Annotated in this window: 23 protein-coding genes; 10 read left to right on the plus strand and 13 right to left on the minus strand. The window is 64.5% G+C overall.

Features of this window, described 5'->3' with window-relative positions; genetic code table 11:
• Window positions 1-4 precede the first annotated feature (4 nt).
• The 4 genes from PV773_RS13355 to PV773_RS13370 are packed head-to-tail and all read right to left on the minus strand — an operon-like array spanning window position 5 to window position 3,469.
• Window positions 5-748, minus strand: a complete 744-nt coding sequence (locus tag PV773_RS13355) for an ABC transporter ATP-binding protein (RefSeq protein WP_347966810.1) — start codon at window positions 746-748, stop codon at window positions 5-7.
• Window positions 745-1,575, minus strand: a complete 831-nt coding sequence (locus tag PV773_RS13360) for an ABC transporter ATP-binding protein (RefSeq protein WP_347966811.1) — start codon at window positions 1,573-1,575, stop codon at window positions 745-747. Before PV773_RS13360 ends, PV773_RS13355 begins: the two co-directional genes overlap by 4 nt.
• The gene (locus tag PV773_RS13365) at window positions 1,572-2,477 is read right to left on the minus strand and encodes an ABC transporter permease (RefSeq protein ID WP_347966812.1); all 906 of its coding nucleotides are present in this window, start codon (window positions 2,475-2,477) and stop codon (window positions 1,572-1,574) included. Before PV773_RS13365 ends, PV773_RS13360 begins: the two co-directional genes overlap by 4 nt.
• Window positions 2,477-3,469, minus strand: a complete 993-nt coding sequence (locus PV773_RS13370) for an ABC transporter permease (protein WP_347966892.1) — start codon at window positions 3,467-3,469, stop codon at window positions 2,477-2,479. The genes PV773_RS13365 and PV773_RS13370 overlap by 1 nt, the downstream gene beginning before the upstream one ends.
• Before the next feature lie 211 nt (window positions 3,470-3,680).
• Between PV773_RS13370 and PV773_RS13375 the strand changes: the two genes are divergently transcribed.
• From PV773_RS13375 to PV773_RS13390, 4 genes are all read left to right on the plus strand, one after another.
• A complete protein-coding gene (locus PV773_RS13375; RefSeq protein WP_347966813.1) occupies window positions 3,681-4,352 on the plus strand; it encodes an XRE family transcriptional regulator in 672 nt (223 codons plus the stop codon).
• Window positions 4,349-5,944 (plus strand): ABC transporter substrate-binding protein, encoded by a 1,596-nt coding sequence (locus tag PV773_RS13380; RefSeq protein ID WP_347966814.1) that lies wholly within the window; start codon window positions 4,349-4,351, stop codon window positions 5,942-5,944. Before PV773_RS13375 ends, PV773_RS13380 begins: the two co-directional genes overlap by 4 nt.
• Before the next feature lie 85 nt (window positions 5,945-6,029).
• Entirely contained in the window at window positions 6,030-7,124 is a 1,095-nt protein-coding gene (locus PV773_RS13385) for a Xaa-Pro peptidase family protein (RefSeq protein WP_347966815.1), read from the plus strand.
• Window positions 7,125-7,291: 167 nt separating this feature from the next.
• On the plus strand, window positions 7,292-7,711 hold the full coding sequence (locus tag PV773_RS13390; protein WP_347966816.1) for a DUF6636 domain-containing protein: 420 nt from the start codon (window positions 7,292-7,294) through the stop codon (window positions 7,709-7,711).
• A gap of 89 nt (window positions 7,712-7,800) precedes the next feature.
• On the opposite strand, the gene PV773_RS13395 is transcribed toward PV773_RS13390, so the two are convergent.
• The 4 genes from PV773_RS13395 to PV773_RS13410 all read right to left on the minus strand — a co-directional run bounded on the left by PV773_RS13395 (window position 7,801) and on the right by PV773_RS13410 (window position 13,164).
• Window positions 7,801-8,073 carry an HU family DNA-binding protein gene (locus tag PV773_RS13395; protein ID WP_340037646.1) on the minus strand — a complete coding sequence of 91 codons (273 nt, stop codon included), beginning with the start codon at window positions 8,071-8,073 and terminating at the stop codon, window positions 7,801-7,803.
• 194 nt (window positions 8,074-8,267) lie between these two features.
• The gene (lon, locus tag PV773_RS13400; protein WP_347966817.1) at window positions 8,268-10,682 is read right to left on the minus strand and encodes an endopeptidase La; all 2,415 of its coding nucleotides are present in this window, start codon (window positions 10,680-10,682) and stop codon (window positions 8,268-8,270) included.
• Window positions 10,683-10,955: 273 nt separating this feature from the next.
• On the minus strand, window positions 10,956-12,230 hold the full coding sequence (clpX, locus tag PV773_RS13405; RefSeq protein WP_340037648.1) for an ATP-dependent Clp protease ATP-binding subunit ClpX: 1,275 nt from the start codon (window positions 12,228-12,230) through the stop codon (window positions 10,956-10,958).
• A 301-nt stretch (window positions 12,231-12,531) separates the two neighbouring features.
• Window positions 12,532-13,164, minus strand: coding sequence for an ATP-dependent Clp protease proteolytic subunit (locus tag PV773_RS13410; protein WP_340037649.1), 633 nt, complete (start codon window positions 13,162-13,164; stop codon window positions 12,532-12,534).
• A 118-nt stretch (window positions 13,165-13,282) separates the two neighbouring features.
• Here PV773_RS13410 and PV773_RS13415 point away from each other — a divergent pair, with 118 nt between their 5' ends.
• Window positions 13,283-13,903, plus strand: a complete 621-nt coding sequence (locus PV773_RS13415) for a class I SAM-dependent methyltransferase (protein ID WP_347966818.1) — start codon at window positions 13,283-13,285, stop codon at window positions 13,901-13,903.
• Window positions 13,904-13,924: 21 nt separating this feature from the next.
• On the opposite strand, the gene PV773_RS13420 is transcribed toward PV773_RS13415, so the two are convergent.
• The 5 genes from PV773_RS13420 to PV773_RS13440 all read right to left on the minus strand — a co-directional run bounded on the left by PV773_RS13420 (window position 13,925) and on the right by PV773_RS13440 (window position 17,628).
• On the minus strand, window positions 13,925-14,269 hold the full coding sequence (locus PV773_RS13420) for a cupin domain-containing protein (protein WP_347966819.1): 345 nt from the start codon (window positions 14,267-14,269) through the stop codon (window positions 13,925-13,927).
• Between the two features lie 59 nt (window positions 14,270-14,328).
• On the minus strand, window positions 14,329-15,612 hold the full coding sequence (locus PV773_RS13425; RefSeq protein ID WP_347966820.1) for an O-acetylhomoserine aminocarboxypropyltransferase: 1,284 nt from the start codon (window positions 15,610-15,612) through the stop codon (window positions 14,329-14,331).
• 146 nt (window positions 15,613-15,758) lie between these two features.
• Window positions 15,759-16,280 (minus strand): CoA-binding protein, encoded by a 522-nt coding sequence (locus PV773_RS13430; RefSeq protein ID WP_347966821.1) that lies wholly within the window; start codon window positions 16,278-16,280, stop codon window positions 15,759-15,761.
• Window positions 16,281-16,382: 102 nt separating this feature from the next.
• Window positions 16,383-16,805: a VOC family protein gene (locus tag PV773_RS13435; RefSeq protein WP_347966822.1), complete on the minus strand. Its 423-nt coding sequence runs from the start codon at window positions 16,803-16,805 to the stop codon at window positions 16,383-16,385.
• 1 nt (window position 16,806) lies between these two features.
• Window positions 16,807-17,628, minus strand: coding sequence for an enoyl-CoA hydratase (locus PV773_RS13440; protein ID WP_347966823.1), 822 nt, complete (start codon window positions 17,626-17,628; stop codon window positions 16,807-16,809).
• Window positions 17,629-17,802: 174 nt separating this feature from the next.
• On the opposite strand from PV773_RS13440, the gene PV773_RS13445 reads away from it, so the two are divergent.
• From PV773_RS13445 to rpsI, 5 genes are all read left to right on the plus strand, one after another.
• Entirely contained in the window at window positions 17,803-18,255 is a 453-nt protein-coding gene (locus PV773_RS13445; protein WP_347966824.1) for a PaaI family thioesterase, read from the plus strand.
• A gap of 56 nt (window positions 18,256-18,311) precedes the next feature.
• Window positions 18,312-18,497, plus strand: a complete 186-nt coding sequence (locus PV773_RS13450; RefSeq protein ID WP_347966825.1) for a type II toxin-antitoxin system HicA family toxin — start codon at window positions 18,312-18,314, stop codon at window positions 18,495-18,497.
• A gap of 18 nt (window positions 18,498-18,515) precedes the next feature.
• Entirely contained in the window at window positions 18,516-18,914 is a 399-nt protein-coding gene (locus PV773_RS13455) for a type II toxin-antitoxin system HicB family antitoxin (RefSeq protein ID WP_347966826.1), read from the plus strand.
• Between the two features lie 266 nt (window positions 18,915-19,180).
• Complete coding sequence (rplM, locus tag PV773_RS13460; RefSeq protein WP_340037657.1) at window positions 19,181-19,642, plus strand: 50S ribosomal protein L13; 462 nt, start codon at window positions 19,181-19,183, stop codon at window positions 19,640-19,642.
• A gap of 2 nt (window positions 19,643-19,644) precedes the next feature.
• Window positions 19,645-20,118, plus strand: a complete 474-nt coding sequence (gene rpsI, locus PV773_RS13465; RefSeq protein ID WP_347966827.1) for a 30S ribosomal protein S9 — start codon at window positions 19,645-19,647, stop codon at window positions 20,116-20,118.
• The last annotated feature ends 4 nt before the right edge of the window (window positions 20,119-20,122 follow it).

A 20,122-nucleotide genomic window follows, 5' to 3' on the forward strand; every position in this document is an offset into this window, starting at 1 on the left:
GAATTCAGGTTTTGGGATGAGACGCACTGAACTCGATCAGTTCGCGCGAATAGGGATTTTCGAGCGCGCCGCGCTTGAGCTGGTCGACGTCGGCGATCTCGACGATGCGGCCGTGGCGCATGACGGCGAGCCGGTCGCAGAGGAAGGAGACGACGGCGAGGTTGTGGGTGACCATCAGATAGGTCAGCCCCTGCTCGCGGCGCAGGCGCTTGAGCAGGTTGAGGATCTCGGCCTGCACCGAGACGTCGAGCGCCGAGGTCGGCTCGTCGAGCAGCAGGAGCTTGGGCTTGAGGATGAGCGCCCGCGCGATCGCCACGCGCTGGCGCTGGCCGCCCGAGAGCTGGTGCGGGAAGCGGAAGCGGAAGCGGCGGTCGAGGCCGACCGAACGCATGACCTCGTCGACGCGCTCGCCATTGTCGGAGATGCCATGGATGGCCAGCGGCTCGCTCAGCGTCGCGTCCACCGTCTTGCGCGGATGCAGCGAGCCGTAGGGGTCCTGGAATACCATCTGGCACTGGCGGGCGAAGCCGCGGTCGATGCCGGGCGTGCGTGCCTGGCCGAATGCGGTGATGGAGCCGGTCCAGCTCTTCGCCATGCCGGCGATGGCCTTGAGCACGGTGGTCTTGCCCGAGCCGCTTTCGCCGACGAGCGCGAAGCTCTCGCCCTCGGCGACCGACAGGCTGATGTCGTGGGTGACCCTCGAATCGCCGTAGGAGATGTCGAGGTTTTCGATCGTAAGCGCGCTCATGTCGAAGCCTCGTCGCGTAGCAAAACAGGCAGCTCCTCGCGATCCTCGTCGAGACGCGGGATCGAGGCGAGCAGGCCGCGCGTATAGGGATGCCTGGCTTTGCGGAGCTCGCCCGCGACGCATTCCTCCACCACCTCGCCGCCGCGCATCACCAGGATGCGGTCGCAATAGGCGGAGACCAGGTCGAGGTCGTGGCTGATCAGGATCAGGCCCATGCCCTTGCGCTTGACCAGCTCGTCGATGATCTCGAGCACCTGCGCCTGCACGGAGACGTCGAGCGCCGAAGTCGGTTCGTCGGCGATCAGAAGGTCCGGCTCGGGGATCAGCATCATGGCGATCATGATGCGCTGGCCCATGCCGCCGGAGACCTCATGCGGGTAGAGCCCGAGCACGCGCTCGGGGTCGTTGATGCGCACCGCCTCCAGCATGGCGAGCGTGCGGCCCTTGATGTCGGCGCGGCCGAGCTTCTGGTGGGTCAGGATCGCCTCGGCGATCTGGTCGCCGATGGTCATGACCGGGTTCAGCGAGAATTTCGGGTCCTGCATGACCATGGAGATGCGGGCGCCGCGGATCGCGCGCATCTGCTTCTCCGACTGGGCAAGCAGGTCGACGCCGTCGAAACGCAGTCTGTCGGCGGTGACGCGGCCGGGGGCACGGATCAGCCGCAGGATCGAGCGGCCGGTCATCGACTTGCCCGAGCCGCTTTCGCCGACGATGCCGAGACGCTCGCGGCCGAGCGTCAGCGACAGGCCCTTGACCACGTCGACGGGGCCGCGCGCCGTGGGAAACGTGACGCGCAGGTTCTCGATTTCAAGCAAGGCGCTCATTGGCGGTCTCCGTGCTTGGGATCGAGGACATCGCGCAGGCCGTCTCCGAGGAAGCAGAAGCCGAGGCTGACGATGACGATGGCGAAGCCGGGCATGGTCGCGACCCACCACTGGTCGAGGATGAAGGAGCGGCCGCGCGAGATCATCGCGCCCCATTCGGGCAGCGGCGGCTGGGCGCCGAGGCCGATGAAGCCGAGGCCGGCGGCGGTCAGGATGATGCCGGCCATGTCGAGCGTGACGCGGATGATCATCGAGGACGTGCACAGCGGCAGGATGTGGTTGACGATGACGCGGAATGAGGAGGCACCCTGCAGCTCGACCGCCGAGACGAACTCGGAGTTGCGGATGGTCAGCGTCTCGGCACGGGCGATGCGCGCATAACCGGGCCAGGTGGCGATGGCGATGGCGATGATGGCGTTCTGGATGCCGGGCCCGAGTGCCGCGACGAAGGCCAGCGCCAGGATCAGCTTCGGCATCGACAGAAAGATGTCGGTGATGCCCATCAGGATACGGTCGGTCCAGCCGCCGAAATAGCCGGCGACTGCGCCGATGATCAGCCCCACCGGGGCAGCAAGGACCGCCACGAGCGCTACGATCATCAGCGTGATGCGCGCGCCGTAGACGACGCGGCTCCAGATGTCGCGGCCGAGTTCATCGGTACCCATCCAGTTCTCCGCGCTCGGCGGCTTGAGCCGCATGCCGAGGTCCTGGGTGAATGGCGAATGCGTGGCGATCCAGGGCGCAAACAACGCAACAAGGATCAGCGTCAGCACGATCAGCGCGCCGACCATGGCCAGGGGATTGCGCATCAGGGCGCGCGAAAGACGATAGCTGCGGCCGAGGCGCGCCTGCAGGCGCGAGGACGGCGAATCGTCGAGAAGCCAGTCGCGGGTGGTCGCCATCAGCGTGCCCTCGGGTCGAGGACGCGGTAGAGCACGTCCGAAATCTTGTTGATGCCGATGAAGACCGCGCCGATGACCAGCGTCGAGCCGAGCACGGCGTTCATGTCGGCGTTGAGCAGCGCCGTCGTCAGATAGTTGCCGATGCCGGGCCAGGAGAAGACGGTCTCGATCATGACCGAGCCTTCGAGCAGGCCGGCATAGGACAGGCCGATGACGGTGATGAGCGGCACGAGGATGGGTCGGAAGGCGTGGCGCCACAGCACCAGCCGCTCGGGCACGCCCTTGACGCGGGCGGTCGTCACATATTCCTGCGCCAGCTGGTCGAGCATGAAGGAGCGCGTCATGCGGGCGATGTAGGCGAGGCTGAAGAAGCCGAGCACGGCCGCAGGCAGTGCGATGTGCGACAAGGCGTTGAAGAAGATGTCGGTCTCGCCGGCGAGCAGGCTGTCGATCAGGATCAGGCCCGTCACCGGGTCGACCATGCCGTCATAGAAGATGTCGAGGCGGCCGGGGCCGCCGACCCATTGCAGCTTGGCGTAGAACAGGGCGAGACCGACGAGGCCGAGCCAGAAGGCCGGAACCGAATAGCCGAGCAGGCCGACGACGCGGATGACCTGGTCGAGCAGGCTGCCCTGGCGGCTCGCGGCATAGACGCCCATCGGCACGCCGAGCAGCACGCCGATGATGATGCCGAGCGTGGCCATCTCCAGCGTGGCCGGGAAGACGCGGGCCAGGTCCTCGGCGACGGGCTTGCCGGTCGACACCGACATGCCGAGATCGCCGGAGAGCACATTGCCGACGTAGCTGAAGAACTGGACGATGAGCGGCTTGTCGAGGCCCATCTCGATGCGGGCGGCCTCATAGACGGCGCGCGGGGCGCGGTCGCCGACCACGGCCAGCACCGGATCGATCGGCACGACGCGGCCGATGAAGAAGGTGATGGCAAGGAGGCCGAGGAAGGTGAAGGCGACGGCGGCCAGGACGCCCAGCACGCCCTTCACCGTTTTCCAGGCGTGCCGCGCATTGCGCGACGAGCCGCCAGGCCCTGTTGGAAGCGCCTGTGCGGCGGAGTCGGTTTCTGATGCCACGCGGTGTCTGTTCCTACCCCAATGGCCGCGCCCAGGATGCGGCACGGATGTTTTCTGTCGAGCAAAATTCCGCTTGGACTATACAAACAATTTTGCTTAGATCAAAAAAATTTTGATGGGAGCAAAATTCATAGTGTCGCCGGAGGCCACGAAAAGCACCGCATCCAGCCAGCCGAAAGTGGGCGCGCTGATCCGCGCGCGCCGCCGCAGGCTCGGGATGACACTGCAGGAATTGTGTGACGCCGCGGGCATTTCCGTGGGTTACCTCAGCCAGGTCGAACGCGACCACGCCACCCCATCGCTGGGCACCCTCGCCCAGATCGCGCGCAGCCTCGACGTGGGTGTGGATTATTTCATCGCGACCCCCTCGGCGGAGGACGGGCTGACCCGCGAAGGCGAGCGGAACCGATTCTCGGTCGACGGCTCATCGATCGTCTACGAGCGCATTGCCGCCGACTTCACCGGCAACGTGCTCTCCTCCTTCATCCTCAACGTTCCGCCCGGCTACCGCTCAGAGACGGTCAGCCACGAGGGCGAGGAAATCCTGTTCATCCTCGAAGGCTCGATCACCCAGCGCCTCGAGAACGAAGAGATGGTGCTTTCGGCCGGCGACAGCCTGCACTTCCGTGGCAATCGCCCGCATTCCTGGTCGAACGACACCGACAAGTTCGCGCGCATGCTCTGGACCGGCACCCTGCCGATGTTCAGGTCGCGCACGGAGCATCCGGCCCTACGCGGTTCAAAGGCCGAGACAAAGACAACGGGAACCAAAAAGGAGAGAAAATGACCAAAATGTTCAGGGCAGCGCTGCTCGCCGCAGCATTGGCGATGCCGATGACGCCGATGGCCAGCCTGGCGGCGACGCCGGCAGACATTCTCGTGGTGGCGCAGAACATCGACGACATCGTCAGCATCGACCCGGCCGAGGCCTACGAGTTCTCGTCGGGCGAATATGTCGCCCAGACCTACGACCGCCTGGTGCAGTACGACGCCTCCGACACCAAGACGCTGGCCGCCGGCCTCGCCAAGGAATGGGCCGTCGACGACGCCAACAAGACCATCACGTTCACGCTGCGCGACGGCGTCAAGTTCGGCTCGGGCAATCCGCTGCGCGCCGAGGACGTGGTCTATTCGTGGAAGCGCGTGGTCACGCTCAACAAGGCGCCTGCCTTCATCCTGACCCAGCTCGGCTGGACGCCCGAAAACTACGACAAGATGGTCACCGCCGAAGGCAACAAGGTGGTGGTGAAGTATGAGGGCGATTTCTCGTCGGCCTTCGTGCTCAACGTGCTCGCCGCCCGCCCGGCTTCGGTCGTCGACGCCGTCACGCTGCAGGCCAACGAAGCCAATGGCGACATGGGCAATGCATGGCTGAAGTCCAATTCGGCCGGTACCGGCCCGTTCGTGCTCAAGGCCTTCCGCCCGGGCGAACTGATCAACCTGACGGCCAATCCCGAATACTTCAACGGCGCGCCGGCCATCAAGGGCGTGATCATCCGTCACGTCGCCGAAGCCGCGACCCAGCAGCTCTTGCTGCAGTCGGGCGACGTCGACATGGCCAAGAACCTGACCTCGGACCAGATCGCCAGCCTCGCGGGCAAGGACAACCTGACCACCGAGACCTATCCGCAGGCGGCCGTGCACTTCCTCTCGTTCAACCAGAAGACCGAGTCGCTGACGCCGCCCGCCGTGTGGGACGCCGCCCGCTACCTGGTCAACTACAAGGGCATGACCGACACCTTCCTCAAGGGCCAGATGCAGACGCACCAGGCATTCTGGCCGTCGGGCTTCCCGGGTTCGCTCGACGAGACGCCCTACAGCTACGATCCGGCCAAGGCCAAGCAGATCCTGGCCGATGCCGGCATCAAGACGCCGATCAAGGTGACGCTCGACGTCATCAACTCGACGCCGTTCACCGATATGGCGCAGTCGCTGCAGGCGAGCTTCGCCGAGGCGGGCATCAACTTCGACATCATCCCGGGCACCGGCTCGCAGGTGATCACCAAGTACCGTGCCCGCACCCACGAGGCGATGTTGCTCTACTGGGGCCCGGACTTCATGGACCCGCATTCCAACGCCAAGGCCTTCGCCTACAACGAAGACAATTCGGACGGAAACTACCAGTCGACCACGACGTGGCGTAACGGCTGGGCCGTGCCGGAGGAGCTGAACAAGGAGACCAAGGCGGCGCTTGCCGAGGCCGACCCGGCCAAGCGCAGCGCGATGTACATCGACCTGCAGAAGAAGGTGCAGGAGAAGTCGCCGATCGTCGTCATGTTCCAGGCCGCGACCCAGGTGGCGCGCGCCAAGAACGTCGAAGGCTACGTCAACGGCGCAACCTCCGACTTCGTCTACTACCGCCTCGTCAAAAAGAACTGACCAGGCAGACAGACCGGGGCCGCCCGCGAGGGCGGCCCTTTCTCTTGATCCCTCGAAAATCGAAGACCCTCGGAAGGCAAGAACTATGTACGAAGAGCGGATGGCGCTGCTGCGCAAGCGCATGGCGGAAACCGGGACCGACCTCGTGATCGTCGGCCCCTCGTCGCACCTGGTGTGGCTCACCGGCATGTCGCCGCATGGCGACGAACGGCCGGTGCTGCTGATCGTGGCGCAGAAGCATGCGGGCTTCCTGATGCCGGCGCTGAACGCCGACAGCCAACGCCCGTTCACCAAGCTGCCGTTCTATCCGTGGACCGACGCCGACGGCCCCAACGAGGCCCTGGCGCAGCTGCTGGCCGATTGCGGCGCCAGGGACGGCAACGTCTCGGTGGCACTCGACGAGACCATGCGCGCCGACTTCGCCCTGCTGGCGCTCGATGCCCTGCCCGGTGCCAAGCGCAGCTTCCTCAACGATACGGTGAGCTTCCTGCGCGGCAAGAAGGACGAAGCCGAGTACGGCTTGCTCAAGATGAACGCCGTGCTCAACGACGGCGCCATGAAGGCCGGCTTTGCCGCCCTCAAGGAAGGCGTGACCGAGCTCGAGGTCGGCCAGGCGATCCGCGACTTCTATGCGGCGAACGGCGCCGAGGCCCAATTCGTCAGCGTCTGCTTCGGCGAGAACGGCGCCTTCCCGCACCATCACACCGGCAGCCGCAAGCTCAAGGCCAACGAGGCGGTGCTGATCGACATCGGCGGCCGCAAGGACGGCTATCCGTCCGACATGACCCGCGTCGGCGTGTTCGGCGACAAGCCCGAAGGCTTCGACGAGGTCCATGCGGTGCTGGAGCGCGCCGTGCAGGCCGCGATCGCCGTGGCCAAGCCCGGCATTCCTGCCAAGGAAGTCGACAAGGCCGCCCGTGACGTCATCACCGCCGCCGGCTACGGCGCGTTCTTCCTGCACCGCACCGGCCACGGGCTCGGCATCGACATCCACGAGCCGCCCTACATCACCGGCACCTCGGAAACCATCCTGCAGGAAGGCAACGTCTTCTCGATCGAGCCGGGCATCTACCTGCAGGGCCGCTTCGGCCTGCGCCTGGAGGAGATCGTGATCCTGCGCGGCAACCGCGCCGAAGTTCTGTCCGAGCTGCCGCGCGAGGCATTCGTGGTCAAGGCCTGAGCCTGACCTGCCCCGACATACGAAAGGGCCGCAGTCGCGGCCCTTTTTTTGTTGGCGTAACGGCTCCCCAGCCTAGACGGCAGCCTCGGCGATTGCCGCAGGCCGGCCTGTTCGACATCCCGGCACCGATGTTATCGTCGGGATCTGGAACCGAACAGGAGGGGAATGTGCGAACTATTCTCTTGGCGGTGGCCGCCCTGGTTGCGGTCGACGCGATTGCCGCGGAACAGACCTTCCCCGCCGACGGCGGCGTGATCCACTTCAACATGCCCTCGGGCAATGTCGGCTGCCAGTACACGCCCGCCGGCGGCTCGGACGTCTACATGCCCGAGGACGGCGGCCCGGAACTCGGCTGCGACCGCATCGAGCCGAGCTACCAGAGGTTCATCCTGGGCAAGGCCGGAAAGGCCAAGCGCTACCAGAATGTCGGCGACACCGGCTGCTGCGACGGGTCGCACACGCTGGAATATGGCAACAGCTGGAAAAAGGGGCCGTTCAGCTGCACATCCGCCAAGGCGGGGCTGAGCTGCGCCCGCAATGACGGCCACGGCTTCTTCATCAGCCGGTCGAAGACCGAAATCCACTGATACGACCGGGCGCCCGGCCAAGCCTTGGCTTCGGGCAAAAGAAAAGCCGGGCAAGCCCGGCTTTTCGACAAGTCACGGCTGGGAAGCGATCAGTTGACCGCGTCCTTGAGACCCTTGCCGGCCGAGAACTTCGGGACCGTACGGGCCGGGATCTTCACTTCCGCACCGGTCTGCGGGTTACGGCCAGTGGACTCTGCACGCTTCGACACGGTGAAATTTCCGAAACCGACAAGCCGGACGTCGCCGCCACCCTTCAGTTCGCTGGTGATGACGGAGAACACGGCATCGACAGCGGACTGCGCGTCGCCCTTGGAGAGCTTGGCAGCCTCGGCGACAGCGGACACTAGTTCGTTCTTGTTCATTGAATTCCCTTCCATGAGAAAACCGGGAGTTAGACTCAGCCGGTAGGAGACGGACTTTAGAAAAAGGTTCTGGCACAACCAAGTCAAAAAGGTCGCAAAAAAGCAGAAAAACCCCGGAATTCCGGGGTTTTTCACATGAAAAAGCCGGGCGAGAGCCCGGCCTTTCCGTTTTCGCATCGCAACCTAAGGTGCGACTAATGCGCGAAGCCTTTGCCGGCGTCTTCGCCAGCGTCGGACTTGGCCGCCGGCACTTCGACCGGCTCGGTCCATTCGATCGGCTCCGGCTGGCGCACCAAGGCGTGCTTGATGACCTCGCCCATGCGGCTGACCGGGATGATCTCCATGCCGCTCTTCACGTTCTCCGGGATCTCCGCCAGGTCCTTGGCGTTCTCTTCCGGGATCAGCACCTTCTTGATGCCGCCGCGAAGCGCCGCAAGCAGCTTCTCCTTCAGACCGCCGATCGGCAGCACGCGGCCGCGCAGCGTGATCTCGCCCGTCATCGCCACGTCGGCCCTGACCGGGATGCCGGTGAGGATCGAGACGATTGCCGTCGCCATCGCGGTACCGGCAGACGGGCCATCCTTCGGCGTCGCACCTTCCGGCACGTGCACGTGGATGTCGCGCTTGTCGAACAGCGGCGGCTCGACGCCGAAGTCGATGGCGCGGCTGCGGACATAGGACGCCGCGGCTGAGATCGACTCCTTCATGACGTCGCGCAGGTTGCCGGTGACGGTCATGCGGCCCTTGCCGGGCATCATGACGCCTTCGATCGTCAGCAACTCGCCGCCGACCTCGGTCCAGGCAAGCCCGGTGACGACGCCGACCTGATCCTCGCCCTCGACCTGGCCGAAGCGATAGCGCGGCACGCCGAGATAGTCATCCAGATTGGCCGGCGTGATCTTCACCGACTTCTTCTTGGTCTTCAGGATCTCGGTCACGGCCTTGCGCCCGAGCTTCATCAGCTCGCGCTCGAGGCTGCGCACGCCCGCCTCGCGGGTGTAGGTCTGGATGACGGCGCGGATCGCCTCCTCCGAGACCGAGAACTCCTTGGGCTGGAGCGCGTGGTCGCGGACCACCTTCGGCATCAGGTGCCGCTTGGCGATCTCGACCTTCTCGTCCTCGGTGTAGCCGGCGATGCGGATGATCTCCATGCGGTCCATCAGGGGCGCAGGGATGTTCAGCGTATTCGCCGTCGTCACGAACATCACGCTCGAGAGGTCGTACTCGACCTCGAGATAGTGGTCCATGAACGTGGCGTTCTGCTCCGGATCGAGCACCTCGAGCAGCGCCGACGACGGATCGCCGCGGAAGTCCTGGCCCATCTTGTCGATCTCGTCGAGCAGGAAGAGCGGATTGGACTTCTTCGCCTTCTTCATCGACTGGATGACCTTGCCGGGCATCGAGCCGATATAGGTGCGGCGGTGGCCGCGGATCTCGGCCTCGTCACGCACGCCGCCGAGCGCCATGCGCACGAACTCGCGGCCGGTGGCCTTGGCGATCGACTTGCCGAGCGAGGTCTTGCCGACGCCGGGCGGTCCGACGAGGCACAGGATCGGGCCCTTGAGCTTCTTCTGGCGGCTCTGCACGGCCAGGTACTCGACGATGCGGTCCTTGACCTTGTCGAGGCCGTAGTGGTCGGTGTCGAGCACGTTCTGGGCGAAGTTCAGGTCCTGCTTGACCTTGGAGTTCTTGCCCCACGGGATCGACAGCAGCCAGTCGAGGTAATTGCGCACGACGGTGGATTCAGCCGACATCGGCGACATCGAACGCAGCTTCTTCAGTTCGGCCTCCGCCTTCTCGCGGGCCTCCTTGGTCAGCTTCGTCTTCTTGATGCGCGCCTCGATCTCGGCGGCCTCGTCGCGGCCATCCTCGCCCTCGCCGAGTTCCTTCTGGATCGCCTTCATCTGTTCGTTGAGGTAGTACTCGCGCTGGGTCTTCTCCATCTGCCGCTTGACGCGGCTGCGGATGCGCTTCTCCACCTGCAGGACGGAGATCTCGGCTTCCATGAAGCCCATCGCCTTTTCGAGACGCTCCTTGACGGAAAGCGTGCCGAGCATCTCCTGCTTCTCGGTGATCTTGATCGCGAGATGCGAGGCGACCGTGTCGGCGAGCTTGGAATAGTCGTCGATCTGGCTGGCGGCACCAACCACTTCCGGCGAGATCTTCTTGTTGAGCTTCACATAGTTTTCGAAGTCGGCGATCACCGAGCGGGCGAGCGCCTCGACCTCGACTTCCTCTTCCTCCGGCTCGCTCAGGACGAGCGCGCGGGCCTCGTGGAAATCGGGCTTGTCGGTGAAGGAGGCAATCCTGGCGCGCGTGGTGCCCTCGACAAGCACCTTGACGGTGCCGTCCGGCAACTTCAGCAACTGCAGCACATTGGCGAGCGTTCCGACGTCGTAGATCGCATCCGGCTCGGGATCGTCGTCCGCCGCGTTCATCTGGGTCGCGAGCAGGATCTGCTTCTCCTGACCCATCACCTCTTCCAGGGCCTTGATCGACTTTTCGCGCCCCACGAAGAGCGGGACGATCATGTGCGGGAACACGACTATGTCGCGCAACGGCAGGACTGCGAAGGTACCTTCGCCGGAAGAGCGGGATATTTTGGCCATTGTCCAACCTTTCATATCGCGACCGCGCGAGCGCCAACCGCGAATCTCATATTAACGACCATGGACGGTTCCGCCTACCGCCGATTACCGCGCGGCATTACAGCACGTAACCCAACCCATCGCCTCTTGTCCGTTAGTTGGAGCTTCGCCGGGTAAACATCAAGACCAAACACGACAGCGTTTGGAAGAGGCGTGGCCGGCGGGGCTCCATACGTGCAAACGGCGCCGCTGGGGCGCCGTTCGCGAGAGCGGAAAAGGCCGATCCGTCAGGCCTCAGGCGCTGACGCTGCCCTTCTTTTCCTTCTGTTCGGCATAGATGTAGAGCGGCCGGGCGTTGCCGGACACCACCTCCTCCGAGATCACCACCTCCTGGACGCCTTCCAGCGCCGGAAGCTCGAACATGGTGTCGAGCAGGATCGCCTCCATGATCGAACGCAGGCCGCGGGCGCCGGTCTTGCGCTCGATGGCGCGCTTGGCGATGGCCGACAGCGCGTTCTCGTGGAAGGTGAGATCCACGTTCTCCATCTCGAACAGGCGCTGGTACTGCTTGACCAGAGCGTTCTTCGGCTCGGTCAGGATCTGGATCAGCGCCGGCTCGTCGAGGTCCTCGAGCGTCGCCAGCACCGGCAGACGGCCGACGAATTCGGGGATCAGGCCAAACTTCAGCAGATCCTCCGGCTCGACCTGGCGGAACAGCTCGCCGGTGCGGCGGTCCTCAGGCGAGGCAACCGTGGCAGCGAAGCCGATCGAGGTCTTGCGGCCGCGGTCGGAGATGATGCGGTCGAGGCCGGCGAAGGCGCCGCCGCAGATGAACAGGATGTTGGCCGTGTCGACCTGCAGGAACTCCTGCTGCGGGTGCTTGCGGCCGCCCTGCGGGGGCACGGAAGCAACCGTGCCTTCCATGATCTTGAGCAGCGCCTGCTGGACGCCCTCGCCCGACACGTCGCGGGTGATCGAGGGGTTGTCCGACTTGCGGCTGATCTTGTCGATCTCGTCGATGTAGACGATGCCGCGCTGGGCGCGCTCGACGTTGTAGTCGGCGGCCTGGAGCAGCTTGAGGATGATGTTCTCGACGTCCTCGCCGACGTAACCGGCTTCGGTCAGCGTCGTGGCGTCGGCCATGGTGAACGGCACGTCGATGATGCGGGCGAGCGTCTGGGCAAGCAGCGTCTTGCCGCAGCCGGTCGGTCCGATCAGCAGGATGTTCGACTTCGCCAGTTCGACGTCGTTGCTCTTCCCGGCGTGAGCCAGGCGCTTGTAGTGGTTGTGGACGGCCACCGACAGCACGCGCTTGGCGTAGGGCTGCCCGATGACGTAGTCGTCCAGTACCTTGAGGATCTCCTGCGGGGTGGGCACGCCTTCGCGCGACTTCACCATCGAGGTCTTGTTCTCCTCGCGGATGATGTCCATGCACAGCTCGACGCACTCGTCGCAGATAAATACGGTCGGACCGGCGATGAGTTTGCGCACCTCATGCTGGCTCTTGCCGCAGAACGAGCAATAGAGCGTGTTCTTGGAGTCGCCGCCGCCGTTGCTGACCTTGCTCATATTGTCCAAGTCCTTTCACTGCCGCCCAGCCGAACGTCTGGCCTGCGGGCGCAAATGCAATCTAACGCCGAACGCCGTCACCGCCATCCCTGGCCGCCGCAACGAGTTCCCTACCAGCACACATTTCAGAAGTCGCTGCAACGATTCGCGGCACCCAGGCACGACGCTAAGCCGTCGAAGCTCAACGCTGCCTTAACGTAGGCCGCCGCGCCGGTCGAGGGAACAGCAAATTGTGTCTGAAATGCCGCAGGACATCCCAAAAATGCGAATTGTGTGCGAACAGCCGTGCCGGAGGGCCAAATCACTGGGCAGACGCACCCTCGACCGCTTCACGGCTCTCGATCACCTTGTCGATCAAACCGAAGTCGCGGGCCTCGTCGGCAGTCATGAAATGGTCGCGGTCGAGCGTCTTTTCAATGGTATCGTAGTCCTTGCCGGTGTGCTTGACATAGACCTCGTTGAGGCGGCGCTTCAGCTTGATGATGTCCTGGGCGTGGCGCTCGATGTCGGACGCCTGGCCCTGGAAGCCGCCGGAGGGCTGGTGCACCATGATGCGGGCGTTGGGCGTGGCGAAGCGCATGTCCTTGTGGCCGGCACAGAGCAGCAGCGAACCCATCGAGGCGGCCTGGCCGATGCAGAGCGTCGAAACCGCCGGCTTGATGAACTGCATGGTGTCGTAGATCGCCATGCCGGAGGTGACCACGCCTCCGGGCGAGTTTATGTAGAGGTTGATCTCTTTCTTCGGGTTCTCGGCCTCGAGGAACAGAAGCTGGGCGCAGACCAGCGTCGCCATGCCGTCCTCGACCGGACCGGTGATGAAGATGATGCGCTCCTTGAGCAGGCGCGAGAAGATGTCATAGGCCCGCTCACCGCGATTGGTCTGCTCGACCACCATCGGAACGAGGTTCATGTATGTTTCGACGGGGTTCTTCATCGACTATCCCTTTATCGAGGTGGGATTCCAGCGCCGGACGGGCAGAATCGGTTCAGAGGCTTTGCCTTGTAAATAGGATGCCGCCTCATCATTGCGCAAGATGCGCAAGCAAGGCTGCATGAACGAGAAAGGCGAGATCGTGGGTGACGCCAAAGACGATGCAACCATTGGTTTCTACGGCCTGGAGGCAGATGCCTACGCATCGCGGAGCGCGCCGGCAGCCGACCGGCTACAGCGTTTCGTCGCGCGACTGCCCGGAGGCGGCACGATCCTCGAGCTCGGCTGCGGCGCCGGCCAGGACAGCGAGGCGATGACGAAGCTCGGCTTCGACGTCACGCCCACCGACGGCACGCCGGAGATGGCGGCTGCGGCTGCCAGACGGCTCGGCCGGCCGGTCAGTGTGCTGCTGTTCGGCGACATCGAAGGGCACCAGCTGTATGACGGCGTCTGGGCCAGTGCCTGCCTGCTGCATGTGCCGCGCACCGACCTGCCGGGCATCCTCGCCAGGATCCAGACCGCGCTGCGCCCGGGCGGCGTGTTCTATGCGAGCTACAAGGCCGGCACGGCGGAAGGCCGCGACCGCTTCGGCCGCTACTACAACTATCCGTCGGCCGAGTGGCTGGCCGCCGCCTACGGCACGACCGGCTGGAAGTCCGTTGAGATCGTCGCGGCGACCGGCGGCGGCTATGACGGGCTGCCGACCGACTGGCTGCACGTCATCGCGACCAAGGCTGCGTAGCGCCGAGGCGCCGAAAGACGACTACAGCCGGATCACATATTCCTTGCGAGTCGTTTCAAGCACTTCCCAGCTGCCCTTGAAGCCGGGCCTGAGCACGAAACTGTCGCCGGCTCGGACGGTGCGGGCATCGCCCCCGTCCTCGGCAATGACGGAGACGCCCGCGAGGATGTGGCAGAACTCCCACTCGTCGTATTCGATACGCCACTTGCCGGGGGTCGATTCCCAGATGCCGGCATAGAGGCCGCCCTCGGCCTCCTCGGCATTCCAGGTGCGGAACCGGGGGTTGCCTGAAATCAGCCGCCCTTCGGCCGGCGCGCCGGTCTCCGGCTCGATGCCGTCGGTCTCGATCTTCAGAAATCTCGGCAAGTCCACCCCCGAACGCAAATGGCCCCGGCGTGGAGCCGGGGCCACTGTCGCACGGCCGATCAGACCTTGGCCAGTGCCTGCTCGAGGTCGGCCACGATGTCGCCGACATCCTCGATGCCCACCGACAGGCGGACGACGTCGGGGCCGGCGCCCGCGGCCACCTTCTGCTCGGCGGAGAGCTGGCGGTGGGTGGTCGAGGCCGGGTGGATGACCAGCGACTTGGTGTCGCCGACATTGGCGAGGTGCGAGAAGAGCTCCAGCGATTCCACGAACTTGACGCCGGCTGCGTAGCCGCCCTTGAGGCCGAAGGTGAAGACCGCGCCAGCACCGTTGGGCGAGTATTTCTTCATCAGCGCGTGGTTCTTGTCGCCCTTGAGGCCGGGATAGGAGACCCAGGCGACCTTGGGGTGTTCGGACAGCCAGCCGGCGACGGTAAGCGCGTTGTCGCAGTGACGCTGCATGCGCAGCGGCAACGTCTCGAGGCCGGTCAGGATCAGGAACGAGTTGAACGGCGAAATCGCCGGGCCGAAGTCGCGCAGGCCGAGCACACGCGCGGCAATGGCGAAGGCGAAGTTGCCGAAGGTCTCGTGCAGGACGATGCCGCCATATTCAGGGCGCGGCTCCGACAGCATCGGATACTTGCCCGACTTCGACCAGTCGAAGGTGCCGCCGTCGACGATGGCGCCGCCGATCGAATTGCCGTGGCCGCCGATGAACTTGGTCAAAGAGTGGACGACGATGTCGGCACCGTGCTCGATCGGGCGGATGAGGTAGGGGCTGGCCAGCGTGTTGTCGACGATCAGCGGCAGGCCGTGCCTGCGGGCAATGTCGCCGACCTTCTCGATGTCGACGAAGGTGCCGCCGGGATTGGCCAGGCTCTCGATGAAGATCGCCTTGGTGTTGCCGTCGATGTGCTTCTCGAAGCTCGAGATGTCGTTGGTATCGGCCCAGCGGACCTCCCAGCCGAAATTCTTGAAGGCATGGCCGAACTGGTTGATCGAGCCGCCATAAAGCTTGTTCGCAGCGACGAAATTGTCGCCGGGGCGCATGAGATTGTGGAACACGAGCAGCTGCGCGGCATGGCCCGAGGCGGTGGCGAGCGCCGCCGTGCCGCCTTCGAGGGCCGCGACGCGCTCCTCCAGCACCGCCTGCGTCGGGTTCATGATGCGGGTGTAGATGTTGCCGAAGGCCTTCAGCCCGAACAGCGAGGCGGCGTGGTCGGTGTCGTCGAAGACATAGGACGTGGTCTGGTAGATGGGCGTGGCGCGGGCGCCGGTGGCCGGGTCAGGCTTGGCGCCGGCATGGACGGCGAGCGTGTTAAAGCCCGGTGTGCGTTGGGACATTTTTCTCTCCAAGGATCAGGTCCATCGAAATCGGTGGCTATCTTTGGCCAAGGGCGGGGCCTAATGCAAAGACGAAAATTTCGGGCCTGCCAGACTTCGGCGGACGAAAATTCCATGACCGATGCAGGCGGCCCCTCCGGATGCGATTATTTTGCCCGGATGCCGAAACTCTGGAAGCCCTGGCGCATCACCGGCCGCTTCGACGAGAGCACGCCTGAATTGACGCCCGTCCAGCCGATCTCACCGGCAAGGCGGGCATATTCGATCTTGGGGCAGCGGTTCATGACCACCTTGATGCCGGCCGCCTCGGCGCGAGCGGCGGCCTCGTCGTGCCGCACCGTCAGCTGCATCCAGATGACCTTCGGCAGGGGTTCCAGCTTCAGCACGTCCTCGACGATCGCAGGGACGGCGGCTGAGGCGCGGAAGACGTCGACCATGTCGATGGCGACGGGAATGTCGGCCAGGCTGGCATAGGTCGTGCGGCCGAGGATCGCCTTGCCGGCATGGCCCGGGTTGACGGGGAAAACCTCGTAGCCCTTGCCGATCAGGTACTTCATGACGAAGTAGCTCGGCCTGACGTCGTTGGCGGAGGCTCCGACGACCGCGATCGTCCGGACCGCATCCAGGATGCCGGCGATGTAGCCGTCGTCATAGGCGTCGTGGTTCATGGCTCGTCCCCGTTCGAACGTCCGGGATAGCGCCTTCCGAAAGAAGGCGCAAACCGAGGATCGCCGCGACCGTCCGGACTGCCTGGAGGGGCGGACAAGGGCTCAGGGCAGCGAGATGCTGCCGTCCTCGGCAATGGGAAAGTCGGGATTGTGCGCAACCTCCCAGAGATACCCCTCCGTGTCGGCGAAATAGCCGTACCAGCCGCCCCAGAAAGCACGCTGCGCCGGCTTGACGATCCGCCCTCCTGCCCGCTCGGCATTGGCCAGCACCTCGTCCACTTCCGCCTCGGTGCGCGTGTTGTAGGCAAGCGAGACACCGGAAAAGCCGGCCTTGCCGGCGGCAACGCCGGCATCGGCTGCGAGCTGATCGCGCCCCCAGAGGCCCAGGACCAGGCAGCCCATCTGGAAGAACGCCACGCCTTCGGTGATGGCCTGGTTCCGCTTCAGCCCCATCGCCTCGTAGAAGCGCACGGCGCGATCGAGATCTTCGACGCCGAGGGTGACGAGCGAAATCCGCGCTTCCAAGCTATTCTCCCTTCCACTCCGGTTCGCGCTTCTCGATGAAGGCGCCGATGCCCTCCTCCGCATCCCTGGCCAGCATGTTCTCCACCATTATGCGCGCGGCGTGGCCGTAGGCTTCGGCCAGCCCCATCTCGGCCTGGGCATAGAATGCCTCCTTGCCGATCTTGAGCGTCAAAGGCGATTTCGAAACAATGGTCTGGGCGTATTTTCCGACAATCTGATTCAGGTACTCCCGGGGCACGACGCGGTTGACCAATCCGAAGTCGCGCGCGGTGATCGCATCGATCGTCTCGCCGGTGAGCAGCATTTCCATCGCCTGCTTGCGCGAGACGTTGCGCGACAACGCCACCATCGGCGTCGAGCAGAACAGGCCGATGTTGACGCCCGGCGTCGAAAAGCTGGACTGGTCGGAGGCGATGGCGAGGTCGCAACTGGCGACCAGCTGCAGGCCGGCGGCCATGGCGACCCCGTCGACCTCGGCGATCACCGGCTTCGGATGCCGGACGATCGCCTGCATCAGGGCCGAACAGCGCGACATCGTGAGTTCGAAGAAGCCGCGGCCCCGGTCGGCGTCAGTGCGGTGCGCGGTCATTTCCTTGAGGTCGTGGCCGGCGCAGAACAGCTTGCCCGACGCGGCCAGGACGATGACGCGCACGGCCGCGTCGTCGCGGGCGGCGTCGAGCCGTTCCTGAAGGGCCGCCATCGTGTCCAGGGACAGCGCGTTGGCGGGAGGATTGGCCAGCACCAGGCGCAGGACGCCCTTGTCGAAAGCGGACAGGACCGGCCCCTCCGAGACGCCGCGCTTCATGGTGACGATTTCTGCCATTCCTGTCTCCAACGGGTGCGCCAGCGGAGAATCGCCGGCTTCGACCAAAGCCATATACGCCTGGGCTTGATCCGCGGTTCCCAATCGTGCCTTGCTGGCGCCCGATCGAGGCGCATGCCGTGGGACCATGATGATGCCGGAACCGCAGTTTCCGGAAATTGGGATGGAATTGCAATGCCGGAACAGAATGGACTGAAGCCGATGCTGGATGCGAGGCAGGTCGACGAGCTGCTCAGACGCGTCTACCCGCAGCTCAACGAGCACTACGACTTCTACCAGACGGTCGAGGTCTTTCCAGGCGGCTGCACGGTGCGGCTGAACGCCGACGAACGGCACCTGAGGCCCGGCGGAACGGTCTCCGGCCCTTCCCTGTTCACGCTGGCCGACATCGGCGGCTACGTCTGCGCGCTGAGCCATGCCGGGCCGGACGCGTTGTCGGTGACCACCAACCTCAACATCAACTTCATGCGCAAGGCCGAGGCCGGACCGATCGACGGCCATTGCCGCATCCTCAAGCTCGGCAAGAGCCTGATGGTGTTCGACATCGACATAGTCGCGGGCCCCGATCGGCATACGGTGGCGCATGCGACCGGCACCTATTCGATCCCGCCGAGACGACCACGCTAGCAAGAACTGGAAACCACCCAGTCAGTGTGTATATATCTACACATCGAGCAACCCAGATGGAACGAGACGGCCGGAAGATCATCAAGCGGCTCAAAGAAGAAGGGTTCGAGCTCATCTCAGTGCGCGGCTCTCACCACAAGTTCCGGAAGGGCGACGTCGTCCTCGTCGTTCCCCATCCGGAGAGGGACTTGCCGACCGGGACGGCGAGGGCAATTGCCAAGCAGGCAGGCTGGATCAAGTAGGCAGCGAGGAGATTGACCATGAGAAGCTATCTCGCACTCGTCGAGAAGGAGGCCGAGAGCGCATTCGGCGTACGCTTTCCCGATCTTCCCGGGTGCTTTTCGGCCGCGGACGACCAGGAAAGGATCGTACCGAATGCCGTGGAGGCGCTGCAGCTCTGGGCGGAGGACATGCCGCTCCCCTCTCCTTCGTCGCATGCCAGCATCCTGGCCCTGCCTGACGTGAAGGAGGCCCTTGCGTCCGGTGGCTTTCTTGTGGCGGTTCCCCTGATCGACAACGACAGCGCCGTCGTACGTGCAAACGTCACCTTCGAACGCGGCGTTCTGCGCGCGATCGATGCCGCCGCGCGCGAGCGCGGGATCACGAGATCGGCATTTCTGGCGAGTGCCGCGCGCCGGGAGATAGAGTCCAAACATTAGGAATCACGAGCAAATCGCCGACAGGCGGCGACCGGCATGTGCGGTAAAATATTACCACAATAACAAGTTATTGTTTTCGCTATATTTTTCGGCACAGTGGCCGGATGTTGGCGCTTGACGCGACCGAAACCCTCGCCTATAAGCCCATTCGAAACAGCGGCCCGCAATGGCCGCCGTTTTGTTATTGGCGCGCGGCTCCGGCTTGTCGCCAATGAAAGCAACAAGAAACGCCTTCTCCGGAAGGTCCCAAACGAAAGCATGTAACCATGGCAACCTTTTCGCAGAAGCCTGCGGACGTGGTGAAGAAGTGGGTGCTGATCGACGCCGAGGGTCTCGTCGTCGGCCGTCTCGCCTCGCTCGTCGCCAACATCCTCCGCGGCAAGAACAAGCCCACCTTCACGCCCCACGTCGACGACGGTGACAATGTCATCATCATCAACGCCGACAAGGTCGTGTTCACCGGCAAGAAGTACACCGACAAGGTGTATTACTGGCACACCGGCCACCCCGGCGGCATCAAGGAGCGCACCGCTCGCCAGCTGATCGAAGGCCGTTTCCCCGAGCGCGTGCTCGAGAAGGCCGTCGAGCGCATGATCCCGCGCGGCCCGCTCGGCCGTCGCCAGATGAAGAATCTCCGCGTCTATGCAGGCGCCGAACATCCGCATGTCGCCCAGCAGCCTGTGACGCTCGACGTCGGCGCGCTGAACGCGAAGAACAAGAGGGCTTGATAATGGCTGATCTTTCCTCGCTCGCAGAGCTCGGCACCGTCGCCGCCGTCCAGCCGGCTGCTCCGGTCCACGTCCAGAAGCTCGACAAGAGCGGCCGCGCCTATGCCACCGGCAAGCGCAAGGACGCCATCGCCCGCGTCTGGGTCAAGCCCGGCTCCGGCAAGATCATCGTCAACGACAAGGAATTCGGCGCCTATTTCGCCCGTCCGGTCCTGCAGATGATCCTGAACCAGCCGATCGTCGCAGCCAACCGCGTCGGCCAGTACGACATCATCGCCACCGTCGTCGGCGGCGGTCTGTCGGGCCAGGCCGGTGCCGTTCGTCACGGCATCTCGAAGGCGCTGACCTACTACGAGCCGGCGCTGCGCGGCGTGCTCAAGAAGGGCGGCTTCCTGACCCGCGACAGCCGTACCGTCGAGCGTAAGAAGTACGGCAAGGCCAAGGCCCGCCGTTCGTTCCAGTTCTCGAAGCGCTAAGCTT

Source organism: Mesorhizobium sp. CC13, from assembly GCF_039907765.1.
In the GTDB taxonomy this organism is placed as follows: Bacteria; Pseudomonadota; Alphaproteobacteria; order Rhizobiales; family Rhizobiaceae; genus Aminobacter.

Bases quoted from the DNA above. Each gene is read 5' to 3' on its own strand.
- PV773_RS13355 (WP_347966810.1), bottom strand. From the start codon at position 748: ATGAGCGCGCTTACGATCGAAAACCTCGACATCTCCTACGGCGATTCG.
- PV773_RS13360 (WP_347966811.1), bottom strand. From the start codon at position 1,575: ATGAGCGCCTTGCTTGAAATCGAGAACCTGCGCGTCACGTTTCCCACG.
- PV773_RS13365 (WP_347966812.1), bottom strand. From the start codon at position 2,477: ATGGCGACCACCCGCGACTGGCTTCTCGACGATTCGCCGTCCTCGCGC.
- PV773_RS13375 (WP_347966813.1), top strand. From the start codon at position 3,681: ATGGGAGCAAAATTCATAGTGTCGCCGGAGGCCACGAAAAGCACCGCA.
- PV773_RS13380 (WP_347966814.1), top strand. From the start codon at position 4,349: ATGACCAAAATGTTCAGGGCAGCGCTGCTCGCCGCAGCATTGGCGATG.
- PV773_RS13385 (WP_347966815.1), top strand. From the start codon at position 6,030: ATGTACGAAGAGCGGATGGCGCTGCTGCGCAAGCGCATGGCGGAAACC.
- PV773_RS13395 (WP_340037646.1), bottom strand. From the start codon at position 8,073: ATGAACAAGAACGAACTAGTGTCCGCTGTCGCCGAGGCTGCCAAGCTC.
- lon (WP_347966817.1), bottom strand. From the start codon at position 10,682: ATGGCCAAAATATCCCGCTCTTCCGGCGAAGGTACCTTCGCAGTCCTG.
- clpX (WP_340037648.1), bottom strand. From the start codon at position 12,230: ATGAGCAAGGTCAGCAACGGCGGCGGCGACTCCAAGAACACGCTCTAT.
- PV773_RS13410 (WP_340037649.1), bottom strand. From the start codon at position 13,164: ATGAAGAACCCCGTCGAAACATACATGAACCTCGTTCCGATGGTGGTC.
- PV773_RS13415 (WP_347966818.1), top strand. From the start codon at position 13,283: ATGAACGAGAAAGGCGAGATCGTGGGTGACGCCAAAGACGATGCAACC.
- PV773_RS13425 (WP_347966820.1), bottom strand. From the start codon at position 15,612: ATGTCCCAACGCACACCGGGCTTTAACACGCTCGCCGTCCATGCCGGC.
- PV773_RS13430 (WP_347966821.1), bottom strand. From the start codon at position 16,280: ATGAACCACGACGCCTATGACGACGGCTACATCGCCGGCATCCTGGAT.
- PV773_RS13440 (WP_347966823.1), bottom strand. From the start codon at position 17,628: ATGGCAGAAATCGTCACCATGAAGCGCGGCGTCTCGGAGGGGCCGGTC.
- PV773_RS13445 (WP_347966824.1), top strand. From the start codon at position 17,803: ATGCCGGAACAGAATGGACTGAAGCCGATGCTGGATGCGAGGCAGGTC.
- PV773_RS13450 (WP_347966825.1), top strand. From the start codon at position 18,312: ATGGAACGAGACGGCCGGAAGATCATCAAGCGGCTCAAAGAAGAAGGG.
- PV773_RS13455 (WP_347966826.1), top strand. From the start codon at position 18,516: ATGAGAAGCTATCTCGCACTCGTCGAGAAGGAGGCCGAGAGCGCATTC.
- rplM (WP_340037657.1), top strand. From the start codon at position 19,181: ATGGCAACCTTTTCGCAGAAGCCTGCGGACGTGGTGAAGAAGTGGGTG.
- rpsI (WP_347966827.1), top strand. From the start codon at position 19,645: ATGGCTGATCTTTCCTCGCTCGCAGAGCTCGGCACCGTCGCCGCCGTC.